We start from the raw sequence: 25598 nt of genomic DNA on the forward strand, positions 1-25598 counted from the left end.
AATATTCATAGTAGAATATAAATTCGGATTGGCACGGTGACCGCGGCGTGGAGAGCCAGACGTTCCGTGTCTATTTGGCCACTTGTTCACACTTGTTCAAGCACGAGTATCCCGCCTGTTGGTCAAACTGAAATTAGCCAAAGTTTGGGGGGCAAGAATATGAATCAAAGCGAAGCAGCACAGGATTTACTGGTAGAGCCAGCCGATGCTGGATTTGAAGGCCGCGTCGGTCCCAAGGACCCTGCCAGCCTGAAATTGTGGTTGCGCATGCTGACCTGCACCAAGCAGATCGAGGACGAGATCCGTCGTCGCCTGCGCCAGAATCATGGTATTTCGCTGGCCCGTTTTGATTACATGGCCCAGTTGTACCGCTACCCGCAGGGCCTGAAGATGGGCGAGTTGTCACGCTATCTGATGGTGACCGGCGGCAATATTACCGGACTGACTGACGAGCTGGCCCGAGAAGGCATGGTGTCTCGCCAGAGCAGTCCAACAGACCGACGTGCTTGGGTGTTGCGTCTCACCCCCAAGGGCAAAAGCAGTTTCGAGGCGATGGCCCAGGCCCACAGTGACTGGATTGCAGAAATGTTTGAAGGACTGGCGACAGACGAAGTTGTGCATATCCATCAGCATCTGGGCTTGCTGCGGGTGCATCTGCAAAGCACGGCCAGCTAGCATAAGGTGCATTCTGCCCGGTCTGTGAGGCCAGACAGAATGCGGATAGCGTCACAGACAGGCGCACAAAACACTTGCTAAAAAGGTGTCTACAACATGGTTTCCAAGCTGTACGAACAAGAACATCGCATCCGTTTTTCGGAATGCGATCCAGCGGGTATCGTTTTTTATCCGCAGTACTTTGTGATGTTTAACGACCTGATGGAAGCATGGATCGATTCCATGGTACCCGAGGGTTTTCACAACATGATCGCCAGCAAACGGGTAGGCATGCCCTCGGTACATATTGAAGCCGAGTTCAAGTCCATCAGCCGTATGGGTGATGATGTGGTGATGAGCCTGGGAGTGGAACGCATTGGCAACAGCTCCTTGACGTTGCTGTTGCGTTGCGTCGGCAAGGACGGCGTGCTGCGTATGCAAGTGCGCCAGACTGTGGTGACCACCTCGCTGGAGACCCACCTGGGTATTCCTATCCCTGATTTCCTGCGCAACCCCATGCAAGCGTATGTGATTGCCCAGCCAGAAAGCAGCCAGGCTTGATCTAGTTTGAAGTAGTAGCAGGCAGTGTGCAGGTCAGGTATTTTTTTTGATTTAAATAGTTGACTTGTATAATATTTATTAATAAATATACTATGCTCGAAAGCATGTATTCAGACCATACGGACATATCATGAATATCGTATGTATTGGCGGAGGCCCAGCCGGCTTGTATTTCGGTTTGCTGATGAAGTTGCAAAACCCTCAGAACGAGGTTTTTGTGATCGAGCGTAACCGACCGTACGACACCTTTGGCTGGGGCGTGGTGTTCTCGGATGCCACCATGGAAAACCTGCGTGAAGCTGACCCTGTGTCCGCGCAGACCATCGGTGACGCCTTCAACCACTGGGACGACATCGAGTGCCATTTCAAAGGTAGCGCCGTGCGCTCCAGCGGTCATGGTTTCATCGGGATTGGTCGCAAAAAGCTGCTGAACATCCTGCAGGCTCGCTGCGAAGAAGTGGGCGTTAACCTGGTGTTCGAGACCGTGGTGTCGGACGACGCTGAGCTGGCCCGCAAGTACAACGCCGATATCCTGATTGCCTCTGACGGTATCAACAGCGCCATTCGTACTCGTTACCAAGACGTGTACCAGCCCGATATCGACACCCGCAACTGCCGTTTTGTCTGGCTGGGTACGGAAAAGGTGTTTGACGCCTTTAATTTCATTTTTGTGGAAACCGAGCACGGCTGGTTCCAGGCTCACGCCTACCGTTTCCAGGAAGGCCTGTCCACGTTCATCGTGGAAACGCCCGAGGAAACCTGGCAAAAAGCCGGTATTGGTGAAATGTCGCAGGAAGAGGCCATTGCCTACTGCGAGAAGCTGTTTGCCGATCACCTCGATGGCAACAAGCTCATCAGCAATGCCACGCACCTGCGCGGTTCGGCCATCTGGATTCGTTTCCCCCGCGTGATCTGCAACAAGTGGGTGCACTGGAAAGATTACGGCACCGGCAAGAAAGTGCCTGTGGTACTGATGGGCGATGCCGCTCACACCGCTCACTTCTCGATCGGTTCGGGCACCAAGCTGGCCCTGGAAGATGCCATCACGCTGGCCCAGCATATGGACCACGAGTCGATGGAAGAGGCGCTGAAAGATTACGAAGCCGCTCGTAGCGTGGACGTATTGCGCATTCAGAACGCTGCCCGCAACTCGACCGAATGGTTCGAAAACGTGGCCCGTTACGCCAATATGAAGCCCGAGCAGTTCACCTACTCCATGCTGACCCGTTCGCAGCGTATCTCGCACGAGAACATGCGGGTGCGTGATGCCGCCTGGCTGGAAAAATACGAGCGTTGGATGGCGACGGAAGCGGGCATGGAGCTGGCTGAGGGTGAAAAGGCCCCCTCGCCCATGTTCACCCCTTTCAAGCTGCGCGACATGCAGTTGAAGAACCGTATCGTGTTCTCGCCCACCCTGATGTACAGCGCCAAGGACGGCATGCCCAATGCCACGCATCACGTTCACTATGGCAGCCGTGCCATGGGTGGCGCTGGCCTGATCCTGGCTGAAATGACCGCCGTGACGCCGGAAGCTCGTGTCACCCCCGGTTGTACCGGTCTGTGGAACGACGAGCAGGCCGAGGCCTGGAAGCCTGTCGTGGCATTTGCCCACGAACAAGGCGCCAAGATCGGTGTGCAACTGGGTCATGCGGGTCGTCGTGGTTCGACGCAGCTGGGCTGGGAAAAAGCCAATCAGCCGCTGGCTGAAGGCAACTGGCCTTTGGTGTCGGCCTCCGCCCTGCCTTATCAGGCTGGTGTGACGGCTGTTCCTACCGAGATCACCCGTGCCCAGATGGACGAGATTCGTGACGCCTTTGTGGCCGCTGCCAAGCGCGCTGACCAGGCCGGTTTTGATTGCATTGAGCTGCAAGCCGCTCACGGTTACCTGTTGTCCAGCTTTATCTCGCCGCTGACCAATCAGCGTAGTGATGAGTTTGGTGGTAGTCTGGAAAATCGCATGGCTTACCCGCTGGAAGTGTTTGCGGCCATCCGCGCCGTCTGGCCAGAGAACAAGCCCATCATGGTGCGTATCTCGGCAACAGACTGGGCCGAAGGCGGCAACACGGCGGACGACGGTGTGGAAATTGCCCGCTTGTTCAAGCAAGCCGGTGCCGATCTGATCGACGTGTCCTCGGGTGAAGTGGTGCTGGAGCAGCAGCCAATTTACGGCCGCATGTACCAGACTCCATTCTCCGACCGTATCCGTAACGAAGCCGGTATCGCCACCATGGCGGTGGGCTCGATCATGGAAGCGGATCATGCCAACAGCATTATTGCCGCAGGCCGTGCTGACCTGTGCGCCTTGTCGCGCGGCTTCCTGGCCGATGCGAACTGGCCGCAACGTCAGGCTGCGGAGTTGGGCTACACCGACCTGGCCTGGCCGGTTCAGTATGAGTGGGGCAAAGACTGGTTGCAGCGTCAGATCAAGCGTGCGCCAGTCGCCCAGGATGGCCCAGCCAAGTCATAAAACACAAAAGGAGACAGCATCATGTCGGAAGAACGTTTTGACACCCATCGCGAAAGCGTGATCGGTCGTGCTGATGTTGAGGACACGCCCGAACTGGTGAAGTACTACCAGGATTTGACTCAATTTGAGGCCGGTGCCTTGTGGACCGTGGCCAACAAGATTGAGCCCTGGGAGCCCAAGTCCGAGTCCGTGCCGGTGGTGTGGCGCTACCGCGACCTGCGCGACTATGTGTTGCGCTCGGTGGATCTGGTCAGCCCTGAAAAAGCCGGTCGTCGCGTGATTTACCTGAACAACCCCGGTCGCCAGGAAGTGTCGGCGGCGGTGGGTTGGCTGTACTCCGGTTTGCAGGTCATGAAACCGGGTGAAGCGGCTTCCGCACATGCTCACTCCTCCTCGGCCCTGCGTTTTATTATGGAAGGCCGTGGCGCCTACACCATCGTGGACGGGCACAAGATGACGCTGGGTGCCAACGACTTTGTGTTGACCCCCAACGGCTGCTGGCACGAGCACGGCGTGGAAGCCGACGGCCTGCCTTGCATCTGGCAGGACGGTCTGGACATTCCCCTGGTCAATGCGTTGGAAGCCGGTTTTTACGCCGTTCACCCGGATCTGGCCCAGGCCATTACGCATCCCGTCAACGACGCGGTGGGAATCTGGGGTGGCCGTGGTTTGAAGCCCACTTTGCACGACTGGCAAAAACCCTACTCGCCGCTGCTCAAGTACGAGTGGGAGCCGACGTACGAAGCCTTGTCAGCCTACGCCAAGGTAACGGACGGCAGCCCCTTTGATGGCGTCATCATGGACTACATCAACCCGCTGACCGGCGGCCCTGTCATGTCCACCATCGGCGCCAGCATGCAGATGCTGCGCCCCGGTGAGCACACCAAGGCCCACCGTCACACGGGCAGCATCATTTATCAGTGTGCCAAGGGTGAAGGGTATTCCATCATCAATGGCAAACGCTTTGACTGGCGCGAACGCGACATTTTCTGCGTCCCTTCCTGGATGTTCCATGAGCACGTGAATGGTTCCTCGTCGCAAGACGCCTGCCTGTTCTCGTTCCACGACCTGCCTGTGATGCGTGCCCTGAATCTGTACCGCGAAGAAGCGTTGGCAGAGAACGGCGGCCACCAGGTGCTGCTGTAAGACTACTTGTTTAACTTATTTGGACGGCCTGCCAAGGCGGGCCGACCCGATTTATTCAAGCCATCTGCGCAAGATGGCCCAATCTGGAGATAGAAATGCGTCTTGTAACGTACCGTAGTGAAGTTGCTGCCGCTGGCCGCTTGGGCGCCATTGTGGGCGATCTGGTGGTTGACCTGGGTTACCTGGGCGACGCCACAGGCCACATGCTGCCTGACAATATGCTCGATTTCATCGACCTGGGCCCAGCCGCTGTGACTTCCACGGCTCGCTTGCTGGAAACCTACGCCGACGATATGCCTTTTGGCGTGGCACTGCCCTTGGCCAACGTCAAACTGTTGGCTCCTATCCCCCGTCCACGCAAGAACATCTTTGGTATCGGCCTGAACTACGTGGAACACGTAGCCGAATCCAGCCGTACCCTGGACACCTCCAAAGAGCTGCCTAAGCAGCCCGTGATTTTCTCCAAGCCGCCCACCACCGTGATTGGCCCCGGCGATGCCATCGAGCACAACAAGAACATCACGCAGCAAATGGACTGGGAAGTGGAACTGGCCGTGATCATGGGCACCCGTGCCCAGCGCGTGGCCAAGGAAGACGCCCTGAAGTACGTGTTCGGCTACTCCGTCATGATCGACGTGAGCGCTCGCGACTGCCGTCGTGCCGGTCAGTGGATCTACTCCAAAGGCCAGGACACCTACGCGCCATTCGGTCCTGTGATCGTGACGGCCGATGAGCTGACCGATCCTCACAACCTGAACCTGAGCCTGACTCTGAACGGTGTGACCAAGCAAAGCTCCAACACCAAGCACATGCTGTTCAACGTGAATGACCTGATCGCTGACATCAGCGCCGGCATCACGCTGGAACCCGGTGACATCATCGCCACGGGTACACCAGAAGGCGTGGGCGCTGGCCGTGATCCTCAAGAGTGGATGTGGCCTGGCGACGTGGTGCATGCTGTGGTGGAAGGCATCGGCGAATTGCGTCACCCCATCGTGGACGTGACCCCCCAAAACTAAGTAAAGGAGAGCATGATGCTGGAATTGCGTCAGTTCAAGGCCGCCGCCGTTCAGGCAGCGCCTGTGTTCCTGGACACGAATGCGACCATCGAAAAAGTATGTCGTCTGATCAATGAAGCAGCCGACAACGGTGCCGAGCTGATCGCCTTCCCCGAGGTGTTCGTCTCCGGTTACCCCTACTGGAGCTGGGTGATGAACCCGATCGAGGGCAGCCCATGGTTCGAGCGCCTGTGCAAATCGGCCATCGAAGTCCCAGGTCCCGAGATCCAGAAGGTTGCGCAGGTTTGTCGTCAGCGCAAGGTCAATGTGGTGTTGGGTGTGAACGAGCGCAGTCCCGTTGGCATCGGCACTCTCTACAACACGCTGGTCACCATCGGCGCTGACGGTCGCATTTTGGGCCGTCACCGCAAACTGGTGCCCACCTGGGCAGAAAAACTGACCTGGGCTAACGGCGACGCCTCCTCGATGCGTGTGCATGACACCACCATCGGCCCTCTGGGCGCCTTGGCGTGCGGCGAAAACACCAACACGCTGGCTCGTTTCAGCCTGTTGTCGCAAGGCGAGCTGGTCCACGTTGCCAGCTACATCGCCTTGCCCGTGGCACCGAAGGACTACGACATGGCTGAAGCCATTCGCCTGCGTGCTGCTGCACACTGCTTTGAAGGCAAGGTGTTTACGGTGGTGGCCTGCTCGACGGTTTCCGAGGAAATTGTCGAGGCCATGTCCGCCACTCATCCCGAAGCGCGTGATCTGCTGGCTCGTCCCAACAGTGCGTTCTCGGGCATTATTGGCCCCGATGGCCGCGTGCAGGGCGAAGCCCTGATCGACAAGGAAGGCATTGCCTACGCCGACATCGATCTGTCGCGCTGCATCCAGCCGCGTCAAATGCACGACATTACGGGTCATTACAACCGTTTTGACGTGTTTGACCTGCGTGTGAACCGCAAGGCTTTGACGCCTGCCCGCTTTTACGAAGGCGATGCCGCGTCCCAGCCCGACCTGAACCCTGCCGAGTTCTCCGTTCTGGACGACAAGGAAGCGTAAGCAGGTTCAAGACGGTCCCCTTCCAGTGTTGGATCGGGACCGTTTTTTGACGGGGCGCTTTGCTCAAGCACCCGGTCAAAAACCGCTGTGGCCTGGCCGCAGTGGACAAAGATGCACACTGCCCGTTTTTGAAAAAGGGGCAGCGCCAGCCTGGAGGAGTGGGCTGTTTGAACGGCTGCTTCCCTTCCTGCATGGGCAGGACAGGCACTTATAACGATGACATAAGATCCCCGTAGGAGATGAAATGAGCGACAAGAACCCATTGGCAGCCTTTATCCAGGCAATCGACAGCAAACAGGTCCGTTTCGTGGATCTGACCCAGACCCTGTCTCCCAGCTTCCCCGCCTTGCAACTGCCCCCCCAGTTTGGCCAGACTGCTGGTTTCTCGATTGAGCGCATTAGCCAATACGACGAGAATGGCCCAGGCTGGTACTGGAACAACTTCACCTGTGGCGAACACACCGGTACCCACTTTGACGCGCCCGCTCACTGGATCTCCGGCAAGGATCATCCGGACAACACCGTCGACACCATTCCTGTCGACAACTTTCTGCGTCCCGCCGTTGTGGTGGACGCCTCGGCCGAAGTGGCCCAGAACGAAGACTTCATCCTGACCTCCGAGTTCTTGCAGAACTGGGAAGCCCAGCATGGCCGCATCCCTGAAGGTGCCTGGGTGCTGTTTCGCACCGATTGGTCCAAGCGTGTCAACGATGCCGCCGCGTTTCTGAACATGCGTGAAGACGGCGCTCATACGCCTGGCCCAGCTCAGGAAGCGGTGGAGTGGATGATTCACGAGCGCAAGGTGCACGGCTTTGGCGTTGAAACCATCAATACCGATGCGGGCCAATCCTACGCCTGGCCAGTGGCTTACCCTTGCCACACCCTGATGCACGGCGCCAACCGTTACGGTTTGCAGTGCCTGTGCAACCTGGATCAGTTGCCCCCTCAGGGCGCACTGATCATGTCGGCCCCTCTGAAGATTGAAGGCGGCTCCGGCAGCCCGCTGCGCGTGGTCGCACTGGTAGCTCAGTAAACGCAAAACGGGGAGAAAATGGCAGAATTGTGTACGACACGGTTCTGCTGTTTTCTCACCTAGTGGTTTTCCATTATATTCGGCAGTATATATTTATCCGTAAACTATTCATCAATAAAACAAATTCACGAAAGAATGAATAGAGATCCAGCCGTACAGCCAGTGTCGGTGTCAGGCAGCCGGTTTTAGCGGAGACAGTAGACGAGCCTTACGCAGCCTTTTTGGGCCGTCCCCTTGCCCCCTGCGGCGCTACATGATGCCATGGCTTGGCTGTGTTGGCTGGGTAATTGATGTAGTCATGCTCAATGGTAGGCACACGATGGATACTTTTGAACTCGTCATCCGGGATATCCAGAACGCATCCCCGCTGATTCGCAGTTTTACGCTAGAGCCTGCCCAGGCCGGTTCCCTGCCCGCATTTGCGCCGGGTTCGCACCTGCAGGTACAGATTCCTGATCTGAACGATCACCGCTGCTATTCCCTGATTTCCCTGGACGCTGACATGGCGCAGGGACCCCGCTGCTACCGTCTGGGCGTACGTCTGGAGGACAACAGCTCGGGTGGTTCACGGTACATGCACAGCCTGAAAGTGGGCGATACCTTGCGTGTGGCTGGCCCCAAGAATGATTTCCCTTTGCATGAGGGCGTCGAGGGTGAAACCGAGACCGTGTTGATTGCCGGTGGCATCGGCATCACCCCGATTGCCAGCATGGCCGCGGCCCTGCATCACCAGGGTCGCCCCTATCAGCTGCACTATGCAGGGCGCAGCGTGGAACAGTTGGCTTTCCTGGATGAGCTGAGCGCCTTGTCCGGCCCGGCTCTGCGTCATTACGCGGACGACAGCGAAGGCCGGTTCTGCCTCAATACCCTGCTCGATGGTTTGTCCAAAGATCAGCATATCTACGTTTGCGGTCCCAAAGGCATGATTGATGCCGTGATCGAAGCCTGCAAGCAGCGTGGCTGGCCCAGTGAGCATGTGCATTTTGAGCTGTTCGCGACCGCGGCTGCGCAGGAAGGGGACCAGCCTTTCGAGGTGGAACTGCGCCAGACCGGCGTCACGTTGCAGATCCCCGCCGACAAGACCATTGTTGATGTCATGGAAGAGCAGGGCCTGGACCCCATGATCGATTGCAAGCGCGGCGAATGCGGCGTCTGTACCTGTGATGTGATCGAAGGCGAGGTTGACCACCGCGACTATTTCCTGAGCGATTCGGAAAAAGCCAGCAACAAGGTTATCCAGATCTGTATTTCTCGTGCCAAGACCCCGCGTCTGGTGCTGGATCTATAAAGCCCAACGGCGACGGAGAACATGATGGAAAAGTATCGTGATAATCCCCAGGCCATCCGCGAATTGGTACGCGAGGCCGAGGTCCACAAGGATTTGTACATCAGCCAGGAGCTGTTTGAGCTGGAGATGGAACAGTTGTTCGCCAATACCTGGGTCTACGTTGGCCATGCCAGCCAGGTGCCCAATAAAGGTGACTTCTACACCACGACGGTCGGTACCGAGTCCGTCATTATGGTGCGCCATACAGACGACAGCATCCGTGTGCTGTACAACCGCTGCCCGCATAAAGGCGTGCAAGTGGCCGGTGAAACCTGTGGCAACACGGGCAAATTCTTCCGTTGCCCTTACCATGCCTGGACCTTCAAGACCGATGGCTCCCTGCTGTCCATCCCTTTGAAGAAAGGTTACGAAAATACCGGCTTTGAATGCACCGAAGCCAGCCAGGGCATGGCGGCGGTCAAGAATGTGCGGGTGTACCGCGATTTTGTGTTCTGCCGTCTGGCCGATGAAGGCATTGGCTTTGAAGAGTTCTTTGGCCAGTCCCTGAGCACCATCGACAATATGGTCGATCGCTCCCCCGAAGGCCGCCTGGAAGTGGCCGGTGGCGTGATGCGCTACATGCACCAGTGCAACTGGAAAATGCTGGTCGATAACCAGACCGATACCTGTCACCCCATGGTGGCGCACGAGTCCTCGGCGGGCACCGCCGTAAAAGCCTGGGAAGCGGCCCCTCCAGGTACGCCCAAGCCCATGGCGGTTGAGCTGTTTGCCCCGTTCATGTCGCCGTACGAGTTCTATGAAGGCATGGGTATTCGCGTGTGGGAAAACGGTCACGGCCATACCGGCGTGAGCAACTCCATCCACGCGGATTACTCCGAAATCCCCGGTTACTGGGACCAGATGGTCGAAGCCTACGGTGAAGAGCGTGCCAAAGCCATTTTGGGTGACACGCGTCACAACACCTGTTACTTCCCCAACATCATGGTCAAGGGCCCGATCCAGACCCTGCGTTTGTTCAAGCCCATTGCCGCGGATAAAACCCTGGTGGAGTCCTGGACTTTCCGCCTGGTGGGCGCGCCGGACACACTCCTGGAACGGACCTTGATGTACAACCGCCTGATCAACGCGCCTACTTCGATGGTCGGCCACGACGATCTGGAAATGTATGAACGCGCGCAGCAGGGCTTGCAGTCGCGGGGACGCGACTGGATGAACCTGGCGCGTCTGGTGGAAAAAGACGAAGACCAGCAAAAGAACGTGGTGATCAACGGCACCAGCGAAATGCAGATGCGCGCCCAGTTCCGTGCCTGGCTCAAGTTCATGCTGCCCGAGCAGCAGGCTAAACAAGAAGAGGAATAACCATGAGCGAAATCAGCCGTCAGGCCCTTATCGATTTTGTGTATGCGGAAGCCCGCCTGCTCGATGAACAGCATTATGAGCAATGGCTCGATCTGTTTACCGAAGATGGTTACTACTGGATGCCGTTGGCACACGATCAGCAAGACGCCCGATTGCATGCCTCCCTGATGCACGAGGACAAGCTTTTGCTGCGTATTCGTGTTGAGCGTCTGGCTGGCCGTCGCACTTTTTCCCAGCAGCCCAAAAGCCGCAGTCATCACCTGCTCCAGCTACCCACGGTGGAAAGCATGGACGAGGAAAAAGGCGAATACACGGTACGTTGCGCCTTCCATTACACGGAAACGCGCGGCGACAAGCAGGATATCTATGTAGGTTGGAGTACCTACACCCTGGTGCGCCAGGACGACGCGTTGAAAATCCGGCTCAAACGGGTGGATCTGCTCAATTGCGACGCGCCCTTTGGCAATATCCAGTTGTTTATGTGACAGGACAGGAGAATTTTTGATGGCCAACACCACGGTCTACCAGGCTTTTCGAGACACCGCCCAGAAATGGGGCGACAAGCCCTTTGTATGTACCCTGCCTGAGACCGCCCAGATCTACGGTATTGAAGCGGGTGAGCTGACCTACGGTCAGGCGCTGGAACGCATTGACGCCCTGCGCGGGGCTTACGCCGCCGCGGGCTATGGCCACGGCCATCGCGTCGGCATTTTGCTGGAGAATCGCCCCGTATTTTTCCTGCACTGGTTTGCCTTGAACAGCCTGGGCGTGTCGATTGTGCCGATCAATCCGGACCTGCGCGCTGCCGAGCTGGAGTACCTGATTGGCCATTCCGAAATGATCATGGCCATTGCACTGCCCAGCCGTCACCAGGATCTGGTGGAAGCGGCCCAGCGTGCAGGCCAGCCCTTTGCCATCATGGCCGACGGCGATGTGCCGCCCATGGTGGAGCGTGCCGCCGCCCGCTCCTGTGACATTCCCGATGAGCACAGCGAATGTGCCCTGTTGTACACCTCTGGTACGACAGGTCGCCCCAAGGGCTGCATGCTGTCGAACCAGTACTTTCATTATGCCGGTGAGTGGTACCGCGATATTGGTGGTCTGGCCTCGCTGGAGCATGGCAAGGAGCGCATGCTGACCCCGTTGCCCCTGTTTCACATGAACGCCATGGCCTGCTCGACCATGGCCATGATCAAGACCGGCGGCTGCCTGATCTCCCTGGACCGTTTCCACCCACGCAGCTGGTGGGATTCGGTGCGCGAATCCGGCGCAACCGTGGTGCATTACCTGGGTGTGATGCCTGCCATCCTGATGAAGGCCGAGGCCAGCGAAAAAGACCGTCAACACAATGTGCGCTTTGGTTTTGGCGCTGGTGTGGACCGTGGTCTGCATCCTATTTTTGAAGAACGCTTTGGTTTTCCGTTGCTGGAAGCCTGGGCCATGACGGAAACGGGCGCCGGTGCCAGCATCATCGCCAATCACGAACCCCGCTTTATCGGCACCTCCTGCTTTGGCAAGGAAATGCCCGTGGTGGAAGTGCTGCTGCGTAAAGACGATGGCGAACCTGCTCAGGCCGGTGAAAACGGCGAGCTGCTGGTGCGCTCGGCCGGTGACAACCCACGCTACGGCTTTTTCTCCGGTTACTGGAAAGACCCGGCGGCGACTGATGAAGCCTGGGAAGGCGGCTGGTTCCACACGGGCGACATCGTTTGCCGTGACGAACAAGGCTATCTGCACTTTGTGGACCGTAAAAAGAACGTGATCCGTCGCAGTGGCGAGAACATCGCTGCCGTGGAAGTGGAAAACATCATGCAGCAGCACCCGCTGGTGCGCTCCATTGCCGTGGCCGCCGTGCCCGACGCCATCCGTGGCGATGAAGTGATGGCGCTGGTGGTGCCGCACACTCCCATCGAAACCCAGGAACAGCGCGAACAGGCTGCCCAGGAAATGGTGCAGTGGGGCCTGACCCAGCTGGCCTATTTCAAGGTGCCCGGCTACGTGTTGTTTGTGGATGCCCTGCCGCTGACCTCGACCAACAAGATTCAGCGTGGTGAGCTGAAAACAGTGGCCCTGGCCGCTTTGGAAAACCCGGCCTGCGTGAACACGAATCACCTGAAAAAACGTCAGGAGGCCTGAGCCCATGGCCTTGCCGCAAGCAGCCCGCCAGGGCTATGACGATGTGGTGCTGGTCGCTCCGGTGACCATTCCCTACGAGCGCCATTCCGAGCAGACCGCGCATTGGTGGCTGGGTGCGGCATTGGGCCAGTTGCTGGCCCAGTCCGGCCTGAAAAAAGCCGATGTCGATGGCGTGTGCGTGTCTAGTTTCACGCTGGGTTCGGACACCGCCGTAGGCGTGATGCAGCATTTTCAAATGAGCCCGCGTTGGCTGGACCACATCCCCATGGGCGGTGCCAGCGGCGTGGTGGCCATGCGTCGTGCGGCCCGTGCCGTGCAGTGTGGCGATGCGTCCATCGTGGCGTGTATTGCGGGCGATACCAACCACCGTGAATCCTTCAAGAACACGGTGTCGGGCTTTTCGCGTTTTTCGCAGGATGCCGTCTACCCCTACGGTGCCGGTGGTCCCAATGCCAGCTTTGCGCTGCTGACGGACTACTACATGCGTCACTACGGTGCCACGCGTGAAGATTTCGGCAAGCTGTGCGTCGCCCAGCGTGACAATGCGCTGCGCAACCCGCATGCCCTGATGAAAAAACCGCTGACGCTGGAACAGTACATGGATGCGCGTGTCATTGCCGACCCCATCCATTTGTTCGATTGCGTGATGCCTTGCGCCGGAGCCGAAGGTTATCTGGTGATGCGTCGTGAACAGGCCGAAGCATTGGGCCTGCCTTATGTCCGTATTCGTTCCACCATCGAGCGTCATAATGCCTTCCCTGAAGATGCGGTACAGCATCGTGGTGGCTGGGCCATGGACAAGGATGCGTTCTACGAGCACGCGGGCCTCACCCCGGCAGACGTGGATTTCATGGAAACCTACGATGACTACCCTGTCATCAACGTCCTGCAGTTTGAAGACCTGGGATTCTGCGCCAAGGGCGAAGGCCCGGCATTCATTCGCAAGAACACCTTTACCGTAGACGGCAGCTTTCCCTTCAATACCAGTGGCGGCCAGTTGTCGGTAGGCCAGGCAGGCGCAGCCGGTGGTTATCTGGGTCTGGTTCAGGCCTTGCGCCAATTGACGGGTACCGCGGGTGATATGCAAGTGGCCAATGCCCGCATCGGTCTGGTGTCCGGTTTTGGCATGATCAATTATGACCGTGGCATCTGTACTGCCGCGGCCTTGCTGGAACGGGGGCAGTGATGAGCGATACCCAAATCTTGCCACCGGGCGCACGCAGCGCCACGGCAGTTGGCCTTACCGACGCCGCACGGCGTGGTGAGTTTGCCCTGCAAGTGTGCCCGTCCTGCGGCACGGTGCAGTATCCCGCCCGCGATGTGTGCGGCCATTGTTTGCACACCACGCTGAACTGGCAGGCCGTGCCCGATACGGGCGTGCTGCAGGCCACCACCACCTTGCATCACAGCAACGAGCCCTACTTTCAGGCACGACTGCCCTGGCGTATCGGTACCGTTGCGCTGGATTGCGGCCCGTTCGCCATCGCCCACTTGCCTGAAGGTGGGCAGGCGGACGAGAAAGTGCGCCTGAGTCTGGAACTGGATGCGGGTGGCGTAGCCGTGCTGGTAGCGCGCCCTGCACCCTGAATTTGCCTGGAGACAACAAGATGACACAAGCTCAATACACCGCCATCGTGACGGGCGGCAGCACCGGTATTGGTGAAGACATTTGTCGCAAGATGCTCGATCAGGGTTACACCGTGATCAGCATGGCGCGCAATGTGTTGCCCTGGACGCACGAACGTCTGCACTGCGTGCAGGTGGATCTGCTGGATGCAGCAGCAACCGAGAAGGCGGCAAAAGACATTGCCGAGCGCTTTGATGTGACCCACTTCATTCATAACGCCGGCGTGATCTGGCCGGCCTTGCTCGATGAGGTCAAACTGGAAGATTTGCAGGGTCTGACCCAGATCCACCTGGGCGCTGCCTTGCAGATTACCCAGGCGGTGGTGCCCGGTATGCGCGAGCGCCACTTTGGCAGGATCGTGCTGATGTCCTCGCGCGGCGCGCTGGGTCTGCAAACCCGGACTGCCTATGCAGCGACCAAGGCCGGCATGTTGGGCATGGCTCGCACCTGGGCGCTGGAACTGGCTGACCAGGGCATTACGGTCAACGTGATTGCCCCCGGCCCGATCACCACCAATATGTTTTACGACGTGGTGGAAGCCGGAAGCGAGCGCGAAGCCAAGCTGGCCGCCTCCATTCCGGTCAAACGCCTGGGCCGCGCGGACGATATCAGCCGCGCCACGATGTTCTTTTCAGACCCTGAGAACAGCTTCATCACCGGTCAGACTCTGTATGTCTGCGGTGGTGCCAGTGTGGGCACGTTGATCATCTGACCTGTTTGCGGCTGGGTTGACGATGATCGCGCCCTACGTGCGCGTGAGGCGCAGCCCATTTGCCGGCTTGCCTCTGAAAACCCCCTTGCCGGCTCAAGGGGGTTTTTATTTGGGTGGATTGGATTGGGGGGCAGACCTAGGGCCGCTTGCCTGTTTTTGGTGCCTGGCTCTGCAGTGGCGTTCACCTGATGGCAAATGTGGGACGTCAGCGCGCGGGTCTGCTTTGTTTTCGACCCGTCTCAAGCCAATGTTGTCGGGTTCGTGCGCTCGCCCGGCGAGGTTTGAAGGCCGTGTGAAGGGCGGGCTTTTGTCCATGTATCGGCTCAGCCGGATGTCTTGTGACACCAATTCTTGCCATGTGAGATAGAAACCACGAATTCATGATTTTGGATGGAATTAAGGGTTTCTTTCTATTTACCTGGATTTGTTCATCTATAAACTATTTAGAACAGAAATATAACAATGTGACCCTGTTTTACGGGGCGCATGATGACCCAAAAAACAGGCCTTGTCGGGCCAAAATAAGTGGAGCTGTAATGAACGACGATCTGCCAGGAATGGAGCTGGTGCGTTCACGTGGAGTAGTACGGGTTGTTGAGACAATTCTGGATACTGCCTGTGTGGTCATCTTGATCCTGATGACAGGGATCACTACCGTGGACGTGATAGGCCGCTACGTGTTTCACGCCCCTTTACTGGGTGCGTATGAGGCCAGCGAACTGTTGCTGGGGGTGCTGATTTTTTCGGCGTTGCCGCGTGTCACCTGGCACCAGCAACACCTGACCGTCAGTTTGATTGATGCGTGGTTGGGTCCGGCGGCTCGTCGTGTCCAGCAGTTTGTGATCAATCTGATCTCTACCTTCATGCTGGCAGTGCTCACTTTCTATTTGTGGAAGCACGCCACCGAATTGAACGAGTACGGGGATATGAGCAACGCCTTGCAAGTGCCGATTGCCCCCTTTGCCTACATCATCGCCATCATGACCGGCATTGCCACCTTGGCTGCCTTGCTCAAGATTTTTAGCTCTCCACGCCGATAAAGACGGAGTTTTTTCATGTTGATTTCTATTATCGGACTGCTTGTTCTGCTCGGTAGCCTGTTTCTGGGTCTGCCCATTGCCTGGGGCATGTTGCTGGTTGGCACATTGGGTTTTGCCTTTTTTACAGGCATGGAAGCGGCCCTGATCATGGCGGCACAAACCAGCTATGACACGGCCATGAGCTATAGCTTTACAGTGTTGCCGCTGTTTATCTTGATGGGCAATCTGGTCAACGCTTCGGGTCTGTCCAAAGACCTGTACAAGGCCGCTCACGCCTTTATCGGTCACCTGCGCGGTGGTCTTGCCATGGCAACCATTGTTGCCTGTGGTGCCTTTAGTGCGCTCTGTGGTTCCAGCATGGCCACTACAGCGGCCATGGGCCGGGTGGCCATGCCCAATATGCGCAAGTACAACTATGACGATCGTCTGGCTACCGGCAGTATCGCTGCGGGCGGCACGCTGGGCATTCTGATTCCGCCCAGCGTGATGATGGTGGTGTACGGGATCTTGACCGAAACCGATATCGGCAAGCTGTTCGCGGCGGGTTTCCTGCCCGGCATGGTGGCCATGCTGATGTACCTGATCACGGTCATGATTATTACCGCGATCAACCCCAGTCTGGGCCGTCCCGGTGAGAAAGCCAGCTGGCGCGAACGCTTTGAGGCAACCAAAGGCGTGATGGCCATTACCGTGCTGTTCATTGTCATCATGGGGGGGATTTACGGCGGTGTGTTCACACCGACCGAGGCCGCCGGCATTGGTGCTGCGGCCACCTTCTTGCTGACCCTCAAGCGTCGTGGCTGGCAGCCCCGCATGTACCTGACGGTGCTGATCGAAGCGGCGCAGACCACCGCCATCATGTTTGCGCTGGTCATTGGTGCGCTGGTCTTTACCAACTTCCTGTCCGTTGCGGGCTTGCCCAATCAGTTGCTCAGCTTCATCGAAGGCATTGATGTCTCGCCCATCATGGTGATCCTGATCATTTGTGCCATCTACCTGGTTCTGGGTTGTTTCCTGGAAACCATGTCCATGGTCATGCTGACGGTGCCTATTTTTTACCCGATCGTCGCCTCTCTGGGCTTTGATCTGGTGTGGTTTGGCGTGATCGTGGTGGTCGCGGCTGAAATCAGCCTGATAACCCCACCCTTGGGTCTGAACATTTTCATGATCAAGAACGTGATGCCCGATGTTCCCCTGGGCACCATCATCCGCGGGGTTGCACCCTTTGTCATGATGGACATTCTGCGTTTGCTCTTGCTGGTGTTTGTTCCCTGGATTGTTCTGGTCATTCCAAACAGTATGTAAAACCCGGCCCGGATGCAGTGGTGATCCGGGCAGCAGTACACCGCCGGGCCGTAACGACCCGGCAGCAAAACAATTTACGAGGAGTCGAGATGCGTGTTTTCAAGAAATTGGCCTTGAGCCTGGGCCTGGCGGCGGCAGCGCTGGCACCGACGATGCCGTCGGTGGCTGCTGAAGTGACCACTTTGCGTTTTTCCCAGTGGATGCCACCTGGCCACTTCATTGTGACCAATATGTTCGAGCCCTGGGCCCAGGAAGTGGAAAAAGCCACCGAAGGCCGTGTGAAGGTCGAGTTCATCAATGCGCTGGGCAAGCCGCAGGCGCACATGGATCTGGTGCGCAATGGCATTGCCGATCTGGGCATGTCGGTTCATAGCTACACCGCCAACCGCTTTCCCTTGATCGAGTTTGCTGAGCTGCCGTTCACCACTGATGACGGCGGTGTGAACTCGGTCGCCTACTGGCGCACCTATGAAAAATTCATGATGGATGCGAATGAGCACAAAGGCGTGAAATTGCTGGGCATGTGGACCAGTCCGGCCACGGTGATCTTCACCAGCCAGGACAATGTGCAAAGCATTGACGATCTGAAAGGCAAGAAGCTGCGCTCGCCCAGCCCTCTGTTTGATGCCATCGGCAAAGCACTGGGCATCGTGACCGTGAACGCACCGGCTTCTGACAGCTACGAAATGCTGTCGCGTGGCGTGATCGACGGCATGTACTTCCAGTACGACCAGCTGGATAACTGGAAACTGGACAAATTGGTCAAGACCGCTGTGTCGGTCCCAGGTGGTTTCGGTAAATCCAGCCAGTACCTGTTCATGAACGAGCGCAAGTGGAAGAGCTTGTCCGAGGCCGACCGCGCGGCTATTGAGAAGATCAGTGGCGAGTGGATTGCCAATGATTTCGGTTCCAAATGGCAAGCCGCCGAGCAAAAGGCGATTGAAAAGCACACGGCTGCCGGCTTGAAAACGCTGCGTCTGGAAGGTGAGGCGGCCGATCAATTGAAAGAGCGTCTGGCCTTTGTTGAAGAGGACTGGATCAAGGCGGCTGAAAAGAAAGGCGTGGATGGCAAAGCAGCGCTGGCTTATTTCCGTGAGCAGATCAAAGAGCTGAGCGCGGCCAAGTAAAGCAGCCCGCACAGCGCCCTGCCAGGGACCTGACCCCGCTGTCCAAGAGGACGGCGGGGTTTTTTTCGCGTGCTGACAGGTCCTTGCTTGTGTGGCGTGCTGGCATCGGTACGGTCATGTCGCCCTGGAGCTGTGCATCAGGGCTTGGGTGGTGCTCCTGAACCCAGGTCGTAATGCTGTCTGACTGCGTATTCAGCGATACTGGCCTCGATACCGTAGTACCTGGCCATGGCCTCGCCATTGAAGTAGGTATCGAATCGATCCCTTGAGCGCAGCGTGGTTCTGAAGTGATATCCAGGCAGGTCGATATGGGTGTGACCCTGTTCGATAGCCCGGGCAATAAGGGCTTGCCGTACATGATTTTGTTGCCAGGTGCCGTAATAACTGCGCAGTATCAGAGCAGTGGACACCAGCCAGAGTACGGCGCACACGCCCAGCGTCAAGGTCAGCGCGCGCTGGATGTTTGCGCGATGGGCGGATCGAGCCAGCAGATCATGTCCGTAGATCGACAGGGCCACCAGCAGATACATGAAAGAACCATTCAAGGCCCGTTTGGGGATATTGGGGGCCAGCATCAAGATGGCGTTGGCCAGCAGCGAGGCGGCGACCAGCAGCCAGATCATGCGTCTTGCCGGCGCGCTGGTGGTGGGTCCGCTCCAGACACGCCAGACCAGCATGACCAGGATCACTCCCCAGTAGCGCAACATGGCATCAGGAAAGCGGCGGCTGAAGTGCTCCCAGAGGCGCCAGGTCAGAGGCTGGTCGTACCAGGCGGTAAAGAATTCGGCGCGCACCTGATTGCCGGGCGCCAATACCAGCAGGCTGACTCCGATCCCCATGCATACCAGCCAGATCAGGGGCCAGGTTCCGAGGGATCGCGTGCGCCGGTAACGTTGAATACTCAGGCCGGCCAGCAGGCACCAGCTGATGATACCGGTGTTCTCGTTGGAGCAGCCTGCCAATACGGCAAGCGCACACAGGCCCAGACCGATTGCCGGCGATGTCGTCCCTTTTTGCAGACGCCAGACATAGGCCAGAGCAAAACCAAAATTGAACAGATTGGGCCATAAGTAATTGGCTGACCCCACCAGCCAAAAGGTGGTCTGCCCCAGATCCGGGTTCATGAGCCAATACAGCATGAAAACCAGCAGCACGATGGAAGGACGCAGTGTCTGTCCGGCCAGCCTGGCCCCCAGGGCTGACAGGATCAGGATCACGCCTGCGAGGGCGGCGGTACCCAGGCTGGCCTTTAACCAGGGTGGCGCCAGACTGAGCAGGGCGCTGGAAAGGGTATCCGAGACCAGCCGGCCGCTCCAGTGCAGGTAGTGGCGCGCGATTGCGTCCCAGGCAATGCCTTTGTTGGCATAGCTGAAGTCGTCCGAAATCATCGGCGTGAGTCGGTAGATGGACCAGGTCGCCGTCAGCGCCAGCATCACAAAGGAAATGAAGGTCCAGATAGCAAAACGGGGGCCGAGCAAAGGCAGGCTGAGTCGCGACTCAGCGTAAGGGAGGCTGGAGCTCATTGAAAGGAACAGCGGTACGTGTGAGCAGACCCCGGCCTTGGCATGACACCGTATCCGCGGCCCTGCGTGTTGAAGCCTTGGTAAACAGGAATATCGACCAGGCGGAAAGACAGGAAATTATCGCAGACATTCGTTGAAACGTAGCGTTTAACAGCTTTACCGAATGTCATTCTTTAAATCTAAACCAAATCGGGGTTTTCCCTGCTTTTGCGGCTTCTTGCGCTTATTGGCCAGGCGCTGCGCAAAGTGGATATACCGGCGCAAACGGCACTTCTACCATTGGCTCCATCGTCATATCTAAAAACAAAAGGAGAACGGACGTGGGGGACATGACAAAGAAAATAGCCGCCGTGGCATTGGGAGTGGGTGTTGTGGCTGCAGGCCCGGCCTATGCCATTGAGGGAAACGGTTTGCCGATTTACCCGGACGGTCTGGAAAACTTCATGAGCGGGGCCTTGCCTCCGCCCGGCGTGCATATGCTGATGTATGGCGGTGCCATGCGCTATGACTCGGTGCGCGACAAAAACGGCGACAAGCTGCCTATTCCCGATTTCAAGGTGGATGTGGCCATGGTGGCCCCTCGCCTGGTGTGGGTGACCGATCAGCAAGTCTTGGGTGGGCAACTGGCGTTCCACGCTCTGGCTCCCCTGCTGACCGTCAAGGCGCAAGCGGCTGGTCAGTCCCAGCGCCGCAGCGGTCTGGGCGATGTGGTGTTCGGTCCTGCGCTGGGCTTTCATCCCAGCGAGAAGATGCACTACATCCTGGGCGTGGACTTTGTCGCGCCTACCGGTCGTTACAAGGTGGGCGATAGCGCCAATCTGGGTCGTAACTACTGGGCCATCCAGCCGGCCGCCGCCTTTAGCTACATGCAGCCCAGTGGCATCAACTGGGATGTGAAGTTGATGGTGGACTTCAACATGCGCAACAGCGATACCGAGACCCGCACGGGTAAAGCCATTCATGCGGACTACGCCTTGGGCTGGGGCTTCGGGAACGGTCTGGTGCTGGGTGTGGGTGGTTACGCCTATCAACAGATTGAACGCGACCATGGCCCCATGGCTGGTGATGGCAAGGCCCGTTCCTTTGCCATTGGCCCGAGCCTGCGTTACGCCAACGATAAAGGGCTGCTGATTACGGCCAAGTATCAGCAGGATCTGGGTGTGCGGGGTCGTCCTGAAGGTAAACAGTTTTTTGTAAAAGTAGCGGTTCCGTTCTAAGGGCCCGCGGCAGGAGAGCGACATGAAAGGACTGAAGGATAAGGTAGTCATCGTGACCGGCGGCGCCACGCGTGTGGGCGCCGGCGTGGTCGAGGTGCTGATGGGCTACGGCGCCCGAGTGGCTGTGTTTGACATTGATGCCGCAGGCGGGCAGATCGCCGTTGGCAACGACGTTGCCAAGGCCAGATTCTGGGAAGTGGACATTACCAGCGATGACAGCCTGAATGCCGCCATTGAACAGGTGAAAGCGCACTTTGGCCGTGTGGATGGTCTGGTCAATCTGGCCTGCTCCTATCTGGATGAAGGCATGGCGTCCAGCCGTGCGGACTGGCTCAAGGCGCTGGACATTAATCTGGTCAGCGCGGTGCAGGCGGCCAAGGCGGTGCGCCCCTTGTTGCCGCGAGGGGGCTCCATCGTCAACTTCACCTCCATCTCCTCGTCAATTGCGCAAACCGGACGCTGGCTCTATCCGGTCTCCAAGGCCGCCCTGCTCCAACTGACACGCAGCATGGCCCTGGACTTTGCCCCTGACGGTATTCGCGTCAACTCGGTCTCGCCCGGCTGGATCTGGTCGCGCGTGATGGATGAGCTGACCGGCGGTGACCGCGCCAAAACTGATCGTGTGGCTTCAGCTTTTCACATGCTGGGCCGCGTGGGTGACCCCCAGGAAGTGGGTGAAGTCGTGGCCTTCCTGCTCTCGGATTCGGCCAGTTTCGTCACCGGGGCGGATTACGCCGTGGATGGCGGTTACTCGGCCATGGGCCCTGAGCAAGGGGTACCGGCCATCCCCAAGCTGGCTGAATAAGAAAAACCGGGATGCCGCGTCGATGGCATCCCTCGCTCCCTCAGAAGGAAAAAATCATGCGTAAAGTTGCTATTGTGGGCGCTGGCCAGGCTGGCATGCCCGTTGCATTCGGTCTTTTGGCCAAGGGCTACGACGTAGCCGTTTTCACCAACCGCAGTCCCGACGATATTCGTGGTGGCCGCGTGATGTCCAGCCAGTGCATGTTTGCCGAGGCGCTGGATGTAGAGCGCCGTCTGGGCCTGAACTTCTGGGACGACGAATGTCCACCCGTGCAGGGCATCGGTTTTGCCCTGCCCAACCCTGAACAGCCTGACACCAAGGCCGTCGATTGGAGTGGCCGTCTGGATCGTGAAGCCCAGGCAACTGACCAGCGCGTAAAGATGCCTTACTGGCTGGAAGTGTTCGAGCAGCGCGGCGGCAAGCTGATCATGGAAGATGTGGGCGTGGCTGAACTGGAGCGCATCACCCAGGAATACGATCTGACCATGTTGGCTGCCGGCAAGGGCGAAGTGGTCAAACTGTTCGAGCGTGACGATGAGCGCTCCATGTACGACAAACCCCAGCGCGCTCTGGCCCTGACCTACGTACACGGTCTGGAGCCTACGCCTGAGTACTCGCGTGTGTCGTTTAACTTCATTCCGGGTGTGGGCGAATACTTTGTGTTTCCTTCGCTGACGCTGTCGGGTCCGTGCGACATCATGGTGTTTGAAGGGGTGCCCGGTGGTCCGCTGGATCGGTTCCGCGAGGCCAAGACGCCAGAGGCGCATCTGGAACAAAGCCTGTCATTCTTGCGTGAATTTCTGCCTTGGGAAGCAGATCGTGCCCGTAATGTTGAACTGACCGATGCCCAGGGTTACCTGTCTGGCGCGTTCCCTCCCACCGTACGCAAACCTGTGCTGACCCTGCCGTCGGGCCGCATGGTGCTGGGCTTGGGTGATGCCGTCGTCGTGAACGATCCCATTACTGGCCAAGGCTCCAATAATGCTGCCAAAGCCGCCCAGGTATATCTGGACAGCATCCTGCAACGCGGTGAAGGCGCGTTTGACCGTGACTGGATGCAGGCCACGTTTGAGCGTTACTGGGATTACGCCAATCTGGTGGTGCGCTGGACCAACTCCATGTTGAAGCCGCCAACCGATTCTTCGTTCGCCTTGCTGACTTCGGCCCAGCAATCGCCTGCTCTGGCCCACTTCCTGGCCAACAGTTTTAACCACCCGCCGGTGCTGTTCCCGGCCTGGGAAGATTTGACCGCCGCTCAGGATTTGATTGAGAAAACGCGCAGTCAGTCTGTGGCTGCCTGATAGACCGTATTCAAGGAGACGTACCATGACCCCCACCGCAACGCTGCAAGACTCCTCGTCCCCCACCGCTGCCCAGCGGCAGGCTGTGTCTGCCCAAGCGTTGGCAGCCGCTGACGCCAAACCCACACCGTCCAATCTGAATGTGGTCGATAGCCGTGCGTTTCGCCAGGCACTGGGCCATTTTCCAACGGGGGTGGCCATTGTCACCACACGTTGTCCTGATGGCCGGGCGGTGGGGCTGACGATCAACTCCTTTACATCCTTGTCGCTGGAGCCGCCATTGGTGATGTGGAGTCTGGTGAATCATTCTCCCAATCTGGCGGTGTTTGAGAACTGCAGCCACTTTGCCATCAACGTGATCAGCCAGGAGCAGGTGCCTGTGGCCCTGGGCTTTGCCAATTCCCAGGTCAAGGACAAGTTTGCGCTGGTCTCGCATGTGGATGGCGAGGAAGGCGTGCCCTTGCTGGACGATTGTGTCGCGACCTTTGTATGCGAGAACTACCGTCAGCACGAAGGGGGTGACCATACCTTGTTCATTGGCCGTGTGGTGCGTCACACCACCTTGACCGAGCACGAGCCCGCGGTATTTCACCGGGGTCGTTTCGCCAGCCTGACCACGCCGGACGGAGAGCGTTGAAATGAGTGACGCGCATAGCGCTGATGTCGTTATTGTCGGCAGCGGGATGAACTCCCTGACCTGCGCCGCCCTATTGGCCCAGCGCGGCCTGTCGGTGACCGTCCTGGAGCGCAATGCGGTGGCGGGAGGCTGTATCCGTACCGAGGAGCTGTTTCCCGGCTTTACCCACGATGTTCTGTCGAGCTGGTATCCCCTCTTTATGGGGGGAGCGTCTTATGCCGCGCTGGCCGAACCCCTGGCCAAGGCGGGACTGGAGTTCGTCAAGGGTGAATACAGCACGGGACTGGCCATTCCGGGGGGACCGGCGCTGGCCTTGCGTCAGGATATGGACGATACGGTACGCCGTTTCAATGCCGTGATGCCGGGTGAAGGCGATGCATTGGGAGCCATGGCGGCCCGCATGTTTGGCCCGGATGCCGGCCTGGTGTTTGGCCTGCTCGGGGGTGAGCCTTACCGCTGGCCGATGGCCAAGCTGGCTTTTGGGGCCTGGCGTGAACGCGGGCTGGATGGCTTGATGTCCTTCGGTTCGCAGGCCCTGGAAAGTTTCCGACGCTGGGCCATGCGCGATCTGCGCAGCGATCTGGCCCGCGCGATGATTGCGCCCTGGGTGCTGCACAGTGGCCTGGGCCCGGACGAGGCCAGCTCGGCCCTGATCGGCAAGCTGACCTTCAGTGCCGTGGTCAGCGGCGGCATGCCCGTGGTCAAAGGTGGCAGTGACCAGATTGTGAAAGCGTTTACCCGCATTATTGAACAAGCAGGGGGGGCGGTTCTGACCAACTCGCATGTGGATCGGGTGCTGGTCGAGGGGAACAAGGCGAGCGGCGTGTGTGTCGGCGCCCAGCGCTATCTGGCGCGTCGTGCCGTGGTATGCAATGTCACGCCCGGCCAGCTGTATGGTGATCTGGTGCCGGATGCACCACCCGCTCTGGTGAAGTCTGCCCAGGATTATCACTATGGCCGGGGCGGCATGCAGATTCATTTTGCCTTGAATGCGCCGCCCGACTGGGTGGACCCGGAATTGCGCCATGTTCCCATGGTGCATGTCACCGAAAGCATGGAGCAGGTTTGCTCCTCGGTGGTGACGGCCAGTAATGGCTATCTGCCCGCCAAACCGACGCTGGCCGTCGGTCAGCCGGTGGCCGTGGATGTGAGCCGCGCGCCGGAAGGACACTGGATTTTGTGGGTTCAAATGCAGGAGTTGCCCCGTCATATCAAAGGTGACGAGGCAGGCGAAATTGCCGTGCCCGCTGATGGGCGCTGGAACGAGGCAGTGCGCGAGGCCATGGCCGACCGTGTGCAGGCCCGACTGGAAACGGTCATGCCCGGCTTGGCCGCCAAGATTATCGGGCGTCGCAGCGTCAGCCCGGCGGACCTGGAAGCCTTGAACATGAATCTGGTCGGGGGCGACCCCTACAGCGGTGTGTGCTCGCCCGATCAGTTCTTTTTCATGCGTCCTTTTGCGGGACACAAGAACGCGCGCAGTGGCGCCACCCCCTGGCGCAATCTGCACCATATTGGTGCGTCGGTGCATCCGGGTCCAGGCCTGGGCGGGCAGTCCGGCTATCTGGCGGCCCAGCGCATCCTGAAAGGGTGAGGC

Annotated in this window: 23 protein-coding genes; 22 read left to right on the forward strand and 1 reads right to left on the reverse strand. The window is 58.4% G+C overall.

Going from position 1 to position 25598, the window contains the following annotated elements; all coding sequences use genetic code 11:
* Positions 1–159: 159 nt before the first annotated feature.
* From FE795_RS00220 to FE795_RS00300, 17 genes are all read left to right on the forward strand, one after another.
* Entirely contained in the window at positions 160–675 is a 516-nt protein-coding gene (locus tag FE795_RS00220; RefSeq protein WP_003800688.1) for a MarR family winged helix-turn-helix transcriptional regulator, read from the forward strand.
* 96 nt (positions 676–771) lie between these two features.
* Positions 772–1215 carry an acyl-CoA thioesterase gene (locus FE795_RS00225; RefSeq protein ID WP_003800684.1) on the forward strand — a complete coding sequence of 148 codons (444 nt, stop codon included), beginning with the start codon at positions 772–774 and terminating at the stop codon, positions 1213–1215.
* A gap of 130 nt (positions 1216–1345) precedes the next feature.
* Positions 1346–3682 carry a bifunctional salicylyl-CoA 5-hydroxylase/oxidoreductase gene (locus FE795_RS00230; protein ID WP_003800683.1) on the forward strand — a complete coding sequence of 779 codons (2337 nt, stop codon included), beginning with the start codon at positions 1346–1348 and terminating at the stop codon, positions 3680–3682.
* A 21-nt stretch (positions 3683–3703) separates the two neighbouring features.
* Complete coding sequence (locus FE795_RS00235; protein WP_003800681.1) at positions 3704–4828, forward strand: cupin domain-containing protein; 1125 nt, start codon at positions 3704–3706, stop codon at positions 4826–4828.
* Between the two features lie 95 nt (positions 4829–4923).
* Positions 4924–5847 carry a fumarylacetoacetate hydrolase family protein gene (locus FE795_RS00240; RefSeq protein WP_003800679.1) on the forward strand — a complete coding sequence of 308 codons (924 nt, stop codon included), beginning with the start codon at positions 4924–4926 and terminating at the stop codon, positions 5845–5847.
* 15 nt (positions 5848–5862) lie between these two features.
* Positions 5863–6891 carry a carbon-nitrogen hydrolase family protein gene (locus FE795_RS00245; RefSeq protein ID WP_003800676.1) on the forward strand — a complete coding sequence of 343 codons (1029 nt, stop codon included), beginning with the start codon at positions 5863–5865 and terminating at the stop codon, positions 6889–6891.
* Positions 6892–7135: 244 nt separating this feature from the next.
* Entirely contained in the window at positions 7136–7924 is a 789-nt protein-coding gene (locus FE795_RS00250) for a cyclase family protein (RefSeq protein ID WP_003800674.1), read from the forward strand.
* Positions 7925–8243: 319 nt separating this feature from the next.
* Positions 8244–9212, forward strand: a complete 969-nt coding sequence (locus FE795_RS00255; RefSeq protein ID WP_059318411.1) for a PDR/VanB family oxidoreductase — start codon at positions 8244–8246, stop codon at positions 9210–9212.
* A 24-nt stretch (positions 9213–9236) separates the two neighbouring features.
* A complete protein-coding gene (locus FE795_RS00260; protein ID WP_003800670.1) occupies positions 9237–10571 on the forward strand; it encodes an aromatic ring-hydroxylating dioxygenase subunit alpha in 1335 nt (444 codons plus the stop codon).
* 2 nt (positions 10572–10573) lie between these two features.
* Positions 10574–11056, forward strand: coding sequence for an aromatic-ring-hydroxylating dioxygenase subunit beta (locus FE795_RS00265; RefSeq protein ID WP_003800667.1), 483 nt, complete (start codon positions 10574–10576; stop codon positions 11054–11056).
* 19 nt (positions 11057–11075) lie between these two features.
* Positions 11076–12707 (forward strand): AMP-binding protein, encoded by a 1632-nt coding sequence (locus FE795_RS00270; RefSeq protein WP_219235392.1) that lies wholly within the window; start codon positions 11076–11078, stop codon positions 12705–12707.
* A gap of 4 nt (positions 12708–12711) precedes the next feature.
* Positions 12712–13893: a thiolase family protein gene (locus FE795_RS00275; RefSeq protein WP_219235395.1), complete on the forward strand. Its 1182-nt coding sequence runs from the start codon at positions 12712–12714 to the stop codon at positions 13891–13893.
* Positions 13893–14294: a Zn-ribbon domain-containing OB-fold protein gene (locus FE795_RS00280; protein ID WP_003800661.1), complete on the forward strand. Its 402-nt coding sequence runs from the start codon at positions 13893–13895 to the stop codon at positions 14292–14294. Before FE795_RS00275 ends, FE795_RS00280 begins: the two co-directional genes overlap by 1 nt.
* A 20-nt stretch (positions 14295–14314) precedes the next feature.
* Positions 14315–15046 carry an SDR family NAD(P)-dependent oxidoreductase gene (locus FE795_RS00285; RefSeq protein ID WP_003800659.1) on the forward strand — a complete coding sequence of 244 codons (732 nt, stop codon included), beginning with the start codon at positions 14315–14317 and terminating at the stop codon, positions 15044–15046.
* Between the two features lie 536 nt (positions 15047–15582).
* On the forward strand, positions 15583–16086 hold the full coding sequence (locus FE795_RS00290; RefSeq protein WP_003800657.1) for a TRAP transporter small permease: 504 nt from the start codon (positions 15583–15585) through the stop codon (positions 16084–16086).
* A gap of 15 nt (positions 16087–16101) precedes the next feature.
* Positions 16102–17391, forward strand: a complete 1290-nt coding sequence (locus FE795_RS00295; RefSeq protein ID WP_003800654.1) for a TRAP transporter large permease — start codon at positions 16102–16104, stop codon at positions 17389–17391.
* A gap of 89 nt (positions 17392–17480) precedes the next feature.
* Positions 17481–18518, forward strand: coding sequence for a TRAP transporter substrate-binding protein (locus FE795_RS00300; protein WP_003800651.1), 1038 nt, complete (start codon positions 17481–17483; stop codon positions 18516–18518).
* A gap of 137 nt (positions 18519–18655) precedes the next feature.
* Here the strand turns inward: FE795_RS00300 and FE795_RS00305 are convergent, their stop codons facing one another.
* Positions 18656–20041, reverse strand: coding sequence for a DUF6056 family protein (locus tag FE795_RS00305; RefSeq protein ID WP_219235397.1), 1386 nt, complete (start codon positions 20039–20041; stop codon positions 18656–18658).
* Positions 20042–20370: 329 nt separating this feature from the next.
* On the opposite strand from FE795_RS00305, the gene FE795_RS00310 reads away from it, so the two are divergent.
* The 5 genes from FE795_RS00310 to FE795_RS00330 are packed head-to-tail and all read left to right on the forward strand — an operon-like array spanning position 20371 to position 25595.
* Positions 20371–21258: a SphA family protein gene (locus FE795_RS00310; RefSeq protein WP_003800647.1), complete on the forward strand. Its 888-nt coding sequence runs from the start codon at positions 20371–20373 to the stop codon at positions 21256–21258.
* Between the two features lie 22 nt (positions 21259–21280).
* Positions 21281–22063, forward strand: a complete 783-nt coding sequence (locus FE795_RS00315) for an SDR family oxidoreductase (protein ID WP_003800645.1) — start codon at positions 21281–21283, stop codon at positions 22061–22063.
* Positions 22064–22119: 56 nt separating this feature from the next.
* The gene (locus FE795_RS00320; protein WP_003800644.1) at positions 22120–23364 is read left to right on the forward strand and encodes a styrene monooxygenase/indole monooxygenase family protein; all 1245 of its coding nucleotides are present in this window, start codon (positions 22120–22122) and stop codon (positions 23362–23364) included.
* Between the two features lie 25 nt (positions 23365–23389).
* A complete protein-coding gene (locus tag FE795_RS00325) occupies positions 23390–24001 on the forward strand; it encodes a flavin reductase family protein (protein ID WP_003800641.1) in 612 nt (203 codons plus the stop codon).
* Between the two features lies 1 nt (position 24002).
* The gene (locus FE795_RS00330; protein ID WP_059318405.1) at positions 24003–25595 is read left to right on the forward strand and encodes a phytoene desaturase family protein; all 1593 of its coding nucleotides are present in this window, start codon (positions 24003–24005) and stop codon (positions 25593–25595) included.
* The last annotated feature ends 3 nt before the right edge of the window (positions 25596–25598 follow it).

The sequence above is a fragment of the Alcaligenes ammonioxydans genome, assembly GCF_019343455.1.
GTDB lineage: Bacteria > Pseudomonadota > Gammaproteobacteria > Burkholderiales > Burkholderiaceae_B > Alcaligenes > Alcaligenes ammonioxydans.

Excerpts from the sequence above, each read along its gene's own strand:
- FE795_RS00220 (WP_003800688.1), top strand. The coding sequence starts at position 160 with ATGAATCAAAGCGAAGCAGCACAGGATTTACTGGTAGAGCCAGCCGAT.
- FE795_RS00225 (WP_003800684.1), top strand. The coding sequence starts at position 772 with ATGGTTTCCAAGCTGTACGAACAAGAACATCGCATCCGTTTTTCGGAA.
- FE795_RS00230 (WP_003800683.1), top strand. The coding sequence starts at position 1,346 with ATGAATATCGTATGTATTGGCGGAGGCCCAGCCGGCTTGTATTTCGGT.
- FE795_RS00235 (WP_003800681.1), top strand. The coding sequence starts at position 3,704 with ATGTCGGAAGAACGTTTTGACACCCATCGCGAAAGCGTGATCGGTCGT.
- FE795_RS00240 (WP_003800679.1), top strand. The coding sequence starts at position 4,924 with ATGCGTCTTGTAACGTACCGTAGTGAAGTTGCTGCCGCTGGCCGCTTG.
- FE795_RS00245 (WP_003800676.1), top strand. The coding sequence starts at position 5,863 with ATGCTGGAATTGCGTCAGTTCAAGGCCGCCGCCGTTCAGGCAGCGCCT.
- FE795_RS00250 (WP_003800674.1), top strand. The coding sequence starts at position 7,136 with ATGAGCGACAAGAACCCATTGGCAGCCTTTATCCAGGCAATCGACAGC.
- FE795_RS00255 (WP_059318411.1), top strand. The coding sequence starts at position 8,244 with ATGGATACTTTTGAACTCGTCATCCGGGATATCCAGAACGCATCCCCG.
- FE795_RS00260 (WP_003800670.1), top strand. The coding sequence starts at position 9,237 with ATGGAAAAGTATCGTGATAATCCCCAGGCCATCCGCGAATTGGTACGC.
- FE795_RS00265 (WP_003800667.1), top strand. The coding sequence starts at position 10,574 with ATGAGCGAAATCAGCCGTCAGGCCCTTATCGATTTTGTGTATGCGGAA.
- FE795_RS00270 (WP_219235392.1), top strand. The coding sequence starts at position 11,076 with ATGGCCAACACCACGGTCTACCAGGCTTTTCGAGACACCGCCCAGAAA.
- FE795_RS00275 (WP_219235395.1), top strand. The coding sequence starts at position 12,712 with ATGGCCTTGCCGCAAGCAGCCCGCCAGGGCTATGACGATGTGGTGCTG.
- FE795_RS00280 (WP_003800661.1), top strand. The coding sequence starts at position 13,893 with ATGAGCGATACCCAAATCTTGCCACCGGGCGCACGCAGCGCCACGGCA.
- FE795_RS00285 (WP_003800659.1), top strand. The coding sequence starts at position 14,315 with ATGACACAAGCTCAATACACCGCCATCGTGACGGGCGGCAGCACCGGT.
- FE795_RS00290 (WP_003800657.1), top strand. The coding sequence starts at position 15,583 with ATGAACGACGATCTGCCAGGAATGGAGCTGGTGCGTTCACGTGGAGTA.
- FE795_RS00295 (WP_003800654.1), top strand. The coding sequence starts at position 16,102 with ATGTTGATTTCTATTATCGGACTGCTTGTTCTGCTCGGTAGCCTGTTT.
- FE795_RS00300 (WP_003800651.1), top strand. The coding sequence starts at position 17,481 with ATGCGTGTTTTCAAGAAATTGGCCTTGAGCCTGGGCCTGGCGGCGGCA.
- FE795_RS00305 (WP_219235397.1), bottom strand. The coding sequence starts at position 20,041 with ATGAGCTCCAGCCTCCCTTACGCTGAGTCGCGACTCAGCCTGCCTTTG.
- FE795_RS00310 (WP_003800647.1), top strand. The coding sequence starts at position 20,371 with ATGACAAAGAAAATAGCCGCCGTGGCATTGGGAGTGGGTGTTGTGGCT.
- FE795_RS00315 (WP_003800645.1), top strand. The coding sequence starts at position 21,281 with ATGAAAGGACTGAAGGATAAGGTAGTCATCGTGACCGGCGGCGCCACG.
- FE795_RS00320 (WP_003800644.1), top strand. The coding sequence starts at position 22,120 with ATGCGTAAAGTTGCTATTGTGGGCGCTGGCCAGGCTGGCATGCCCGTT.
- FE795_RS00325 (WP_003800641.1), top strand. The coding sequence starts at position 23,390 with ATGACCCCCACCGCAACGCTGCAAGACTCCTCGTCCCCCACCGCTGCC.
- FE795_RS00330 (WP_059318405.1), top strand. The coding sequence starts at position 24,003 with ATGAGTGACGCGCATAGCGCTGATGTCGTTATTGTCGGCAGCGGGATG.